Genomic DNA, 3293 nt, shown 5'->3' with positions numbered 1-3293 from the left:
TATGTATGCCTTCGTTTCAGTTACGTATTGCTAAGGTTAATCAATCAAGAAGGGAAAGCAAGGTCAGCACCTATGTAACAAATCTCCTCTCTTACAAAAGCTGTCAAGGCGCACTTTTATGAAATTTATAATCGAAATGGATAACTCTTCCTATGCTTCCTTCCGCCCTCTATTAAATTATGAGACTATTCTGTTCACGCCGCCGTTGGGTTCATACGTTCTTCCACGGGGATGCTCCCATATGCTCTATCTCTCAGAATGGCAGTTTCCAGATTCAACCTCCTATATTACACGATCTTGATGGTACGATAGAGTTGTTCCAAACAACACAACTCATCAAGGAGGAATTTTAGATTATGAAAAAGCCACTTATTCTGACTGGCGCACTTGCGCTGTCTCTACTAGCATCACCAGCCACATCCCTTGCTTCTACAGGTGAGGTTCAGAAAGACTATCAGGTTCAAACAAAAACCATTCAAATAGATTCCAGTCAAGTGAACGACTGGGTAAAACAAAATGAAGAGGCATTGAACAATGGTCAGTATGATCAATTGGATGTACAGTCTCTGCTTAAACAATTCAATTGGAATGCCCAGCCTTCTGAGCAGGCACCCGTAGAAGAGCAGCCGGCTCAGCAAGAGGAGCCTGCGCAACCGGCAGAAGAAGAAGCTGCACCACAGCCGGCACCTGAAGAAACAACAGCATCAGAAGAAGAAGCTCAAGCGCAGGATTCCGCCCAGGAAGAGAATGTTTCTTCTGACGTATCCGCTTTTGAAAAAGAAGTGGTGGAACTTACGAACCAGGAACGTGAAAAACAGGGTCTTGAACCACTGGAACTGGATACAGAGCTCAGCGGAGTAGCGGAGGACAAGTCTCTCGATATGCAGAACAATGACTATTTCTCCCATAACAGCCCGACGTACGGTTCTCCATTTGATATGATGGATCAATATGGTATTGACTACCGCACAGCCGGTGAAAACATCGCTATGGGACAGTATATTCCAGAGCAGGTTGTTGAAGGCTGGATGAACAGCCAGGGGCACCCAGAAAACATTATGAACCCTGACTTCACCCACATCGGTGTAGGTCACGCCGAAGAAGGCAACTACTGGACACAAATGTTCATTGGTAAATAACAGACGATAGAAAAAAGCCACCGGATTTCCGGTGGCTTTTTAGCTTGTAGAGAAACCTTTTTTCTAGTGACTCCAAAAGAGTGGTCATCCATACTTGGTCATGGATAGGATTGTTTCCCACGCAGGCGGCCGTAACGCAGCTTGTCCTGTTCTTTTGAAACAGCGGAGGAGCTGTACTCAACGTTCTCTTTTATCATAGGGTAAAGCTGTCTTCCCACAGGCATCGGCACGAGGAGCGTTCGGTGGTGACGCCTGCGGGAACCATCCACCCAAAAAGCGGAACGTGTCCCCCTCACCACGACATGCGGACAACTCTAACTGGATAACACAGATTTTTCTATCTCTATCGGGTAGGTCTTTCGTCCAAAATGACTTTTTTTCTTTTTTATGGGAAGAAAAAAGTATTGCCTTTTGTCAGAATATTTCATAAAATCAATCATACTTTAACTATATCAAATACGAAGGAAGTGGTCGGTTTGAATAAACATACGGTGAGTCACCTCTATCATGTCTGCCCCTTATGTCAAGGAACAGGAGCCTATAAAGAATATGATGACAGCAAGGCTAATATGATTATGGACCATTACAGCCGCGTCAATCATGCCAGTGAGAAAGCGGCTTGGAAACTGGCCGTCGAGGAAACCAGTTATGAAACCAAGTGCAGCTCGCTGCCACGGAAGCGGTCACGTATTAAATGATGAGGGAGAGGAAGTGTACAAGGCACTAAAGCAGTTCGCTTGAATCCTCCAGAGGAAGACGGGCATGAAGCCCGTCTTTTTTTATACGTTCTCCTCCAGCAGGTGAACAGCTCGGTCTGTTGTTTCTTTCATGGTATCGGCGATTTTTCCATTATCATCCGTCAATGACTCTACTGTGGCACTCATCTGCTCCATTCCGGCGCTCGACTCCTCGATGACGGCTGCCGATCTCCGCTCCAGCGATCAATTTCCGTACTGCTTTCTACAACCCGGCCCGCCGCTTCATTCGTTTGATCAAAGCTTTGATTGATGTCTATAAGCACGCGGCTCAGCTCCTGGAAGGTGCCGTGTATATCTGTAGAAGAAGATTGTATCGAAGACATCTTCTCTACACTTACCTCCATCTTGGACAAGGTTTCTGCATTATTCTGGCTGACCTCAAAAAGATTCTCAGTGATTTGATCAGCCGCCCGCTTGGTTACTTCGGCAAGCTTGCGGATTTCCTCAGCGACAACAGAAAAGCCTCTGCCGGCTTCCCCTGCTCTCGCAGCCTCAACGGACGCATTCAAAGCGAGAAGATTCGTCTGCTCTGAAATTTTCTTAATATCTTTAGAGAAGCTGTCGGTTTCCTTCACTTTTTCACTAAGTGTATAGAAGGTTTCTTTCAAATCATGGATAAACGCGTGAACCTCCTCCACACCCTTGGTAAACCTATGTACCTTTGTTTTTCCCTCTCCGGTCAATTCCCCTGCCCGGCCGGTCTCTTCCTTCAGTGTATCCATAAGACCGCTCAACTCTTCCATTTCGGTACGCGAAGAACTGGACTGGTCGGAAATGGCAGTAATCTGTCCGCTCTGATGATGGCTGCCAGCCGCTACTTCCTGAATGGCATGCCTCATTTCTGCCTGCGATACCCGATTCCGCTGTACATGCTCGTTCACCTTGGACAAATCATCAATGATCACACTTACATGCTCTTCCAATGTGCGGCGTTTTTCCTGTTCCACCTTGGAGCGTTGTTCGGCTTCCAGAAGGAGCTTTCTGATAAGATGTATCCTGCCGGTTGCCAAGGTAGATCAAGACTCCGAGAAGCAGGCCCATGAGAATGTAGACCAACAGGATTGTCGGTGCCTCCTCAAGAATGGCGTCCTTATTGACCGTACTTAAAAAAGTGCCTGTCAGAATCGTGACCAATCCGAGTCCATACCCAAGCGCAAAGACAGCCGCCTTGTAATGAACGACGGAAAAGATGGCCAGGAAATAACTCACTAATATAATGGTCCATCCCCCGCCCGTCACCCATATCCCGGCCATTGTAAATACTTGGACGAGAACAACACTGATGTAAGGGAACCAGCTGTCTTTTCTCATAACAAATGTAAGGACCGTATACAAAAGCGTATATAAAAGCATTTCTGTGCCGAACATCGCCACAGCCGCCATATCTTGTTCTACC

4 protein-coding genes are annotated in these 3293 nt (G+C 46.6%); 2 read left to right on the top strand and 2 right to left on the bottom strand.

The genetic code is table 11. The annotated features are described in order from the left end of the window. The first annotated feature begins 356 nt into the window (after window positions 1-356). Window positions 357-1139: a CAP domain-containing protein gene (locus ACXACM_RS20325; protein ID WP_474824465.1), complete on the top strand. Its 783-nt coding sequence runs from the start codon at window positions 357-359 to the stop codon at window positions 1137-1139. Window positions 1140-1507: 368 nt separating this feature from the next. Further along, window positions 1508-1837 (top strand): hypothetical protein, encoded by a 330-nt coding sequence (locus ACXACM_RS20320; RefSeq protein ID WP_474824463.1) that lies wholly within the window; start codon window positions 1508-1510, stop codon window positions 1835-1837. A gap of 182 nt (window positions 1838-2019) precedes the next feature. Here the strand turns inward: ACXACM_RS20320 and ACXACM_RS20315 are convergent, their stop codons facing one another. Together ACXACM_RS20315 and ACXACM_RS20310 are read right to left on the bottom strand one after the other, a co-directional pair. Further along, window positions 2020-2844: a methyl-accepting chemotaxis protein gene (locus tag ACXACM_RS20315; protein WP_474824461.1), complete on the bottom strand. Its 825-nt coding sequence runs from the start codon at window positions 2842-2844 to the stop codon at window positions 2020-2022. After that, window positions 2792-3293 (bottom strand): hypothetical protein (locus ACXACM_RS20310; RefSeq protein ID WP_474824459.1); only part of this gene is annotated, 502 nt, incomplete at its 5' end. The genes ACXACM_RS20310 and ACXACM_RS20315, both read right to left, overlap by 53 nt.

The organism is Alteromonas sp. AWQ4_252 (assembly GCF_056158205.1).
The sequence above is the reverse complement of the archived record's forward strand: the minus strand, read 5'-3'. Positions and strand labels throughout refer to the sequence as shown.

Coding starts and splice junctions, on each gene's coding strand:
- ACXACM_RS20325 (WP_474824465.1), top strand. CDS start 357: ATGAAAAAGCCACTTATTCTGACTGGCGCACTTGCGCTGTCTCTACTA.
- ACXACM_RS20320 (WP_474824463.1), top strand. CDS start 1,508: ATGACTTTTTTTCTTTTTTATGGGAAGAAAAAAGTATTGCCTTTTGTC.